The organism is Bradyrhizobium sp. Kon37 (genome assembly GCF_055807535.1).
Genome location: NZ_JBVVOY010000067.1, coordinates 1 through 1488 on the forward strand (window position 1 = coordinate 1; position 1488 = coordinate 1488).

Below are 1488 nucleotides of genomic sequence, written 5' to 3' on the forward strand. Positions count from 1 at the left end.
GTGGCGTTATCCAGCTAAGCGCGAACTGCAATTTGGAGAATGGCAGCGCAATGACATTCTTGCAGGTATCTTCGAGCCAGCCACGATCGACATTGATCTGGCTATCTTGCTGACAAAAGCAAGAGAACATAGCGTTGCCTTGGTAGGTCCAGCGGCGGAGGAACTCTTTGATCCGGTTCCTGAACAGGATCTATTTGAGGCGCTAAATGAAACCTTAACGCTATGGAACTCGCCGCCCGACTGGGCTGGCGATGAGCGAAATGTAGTGCTTACGTTGTCCCGCATTTGGTACAGCGCAGTAACCGGCAAAATCGCGCCGAAGGATGTCGCTGCCGACTGGGCAATGGAGCGCCTGCCGGCCCAGTATCAGCCCGTCATACTTGAAGCTAGGCAGGCTTATCTTGGACAAGAAGATCGCTTGGCCTCGCGCGCAGATCAGTTGGAAGAATTTGTTCACTACGTGAAAGGCGAGATCACCAAGGTAGTCGGCAAATAATGTCTAACAATTCGTTCAAGCCGACGCCGCTTCGCGGCGCGGCTTAACTCAAGCGTTAGAGAGCTGGGGAAGACTATGCGCGATCTGTTGAAGGTGGTTCTAAGCCTCGTACTTGCGATGGCATCGGGGCAGGCACTTGCTGACCTGCCAATTGTTTTAGTGGATGAAGCTCGTCTTCCCTATGACTACTCCCCATCCAACTACGACATTTCTCCAAGCAACTACGACAACTCCATAAGCAATTACGACAATAGTCCATCAAATTACGACAACTCTGAGAGCAACTACGATAATAGTTCATCCAATTACGACAATAGTCGCAACGGAAATCGTAGGCTTATATATAGCGCAAATGGGTCTCGCACTTTCGCCGGCTACTACGTCATTGCCAACAATGGGACAACGAACTTCTTTTCCACATCTGGCAAAAGGATGTTCTACACCCCAAAAGGGGGGCGCGGCGTCTATGGCGGCAAAGATGGGAGCTTCTGCGGGGCATTGGTCGTCATAAATGGCCAATTTTCGCTTGCCCTGACAGATAACGGCCTGAAGATCATGTATCTAAGCAACTAGCCTGCTCTCTAATAAAATGTTAGGCCTCAACATCTAGTCGCAAGCTGAGGGGAACCACTAGTGTCATACGAACCTCCAAGAGACGGTTACACAAACGGGTACATTGTTGATGTCATGTATGACAATCGCCCAAGTAAGTATCCAGCTGTGTTCAGAACGTACGTCCGAATTCCAGACTATGTCGAACTAGATAACGCGGAGGAGCTGGCCGACGCAATCATTCGAGAGGTTGAGTTAAAGGAGGCATGGCTCACAAGGGTCTTGGGGAACTCAGCCGATCCTGACGCTTCTGTGGGCAAGTGGGACCGGCGCCTAGCGCAGTGCGGTGGTATTGATGAGATGTCAAGTGGGGTGCAGGCAACATACTTCAGTCCAAACGGTCAGCTGGTCGGCTTAGTGGCATACATTGATGCCGAATG

At 50.9% G+C, this 1488-nt stretch carries 3 protein-coding genes; all 3 read left to right on the top strand.

The genetic code is table 11. The features are described 5' to 3' along the window. On the top strand, window positions 1-496 hold a 496-nt coding region (locus tag AC0L3J_RS36980; protein WP_473350371.1), incomplete at its 5' end, for an aminoglycoside adenylyltransferase family protein. A 75-nt stretch (window positions 497-571) separates the two neighbouring features. Next, window positions 572-1069 carry a hypothetical protein gene (locus AC0L3J_RS36985; protein ID WP_001444089.1) on the top strand — a complete coding sequence of 166 codons (498 nt, stop codon included), beginning with the start codon at window positions 572-574 and terminating at the stop codon, window positions 1067-1069. Window positions 1070-1129: 60 nt separating this feature from the next. Continuing rightward, a partial coding sequence (locus tag AC0L3J_RS36990) for a hypothetical protein (RefSeq protein ID WP_473350372.1) occupies window positions 1130-1488 on the top strand: 359 nt, incomplete at its 3' end.

Bases quoted from the DNA above. Each gene is read 5' to 3' on its own strand.
- AC0L3J_RS36985 (WP_001444089.1), top strand. From the start codon at position 572: ATGCGCGATCTGTTGAAGGTGGTTCTAAGCCTCGTACTTGCGATGGCA.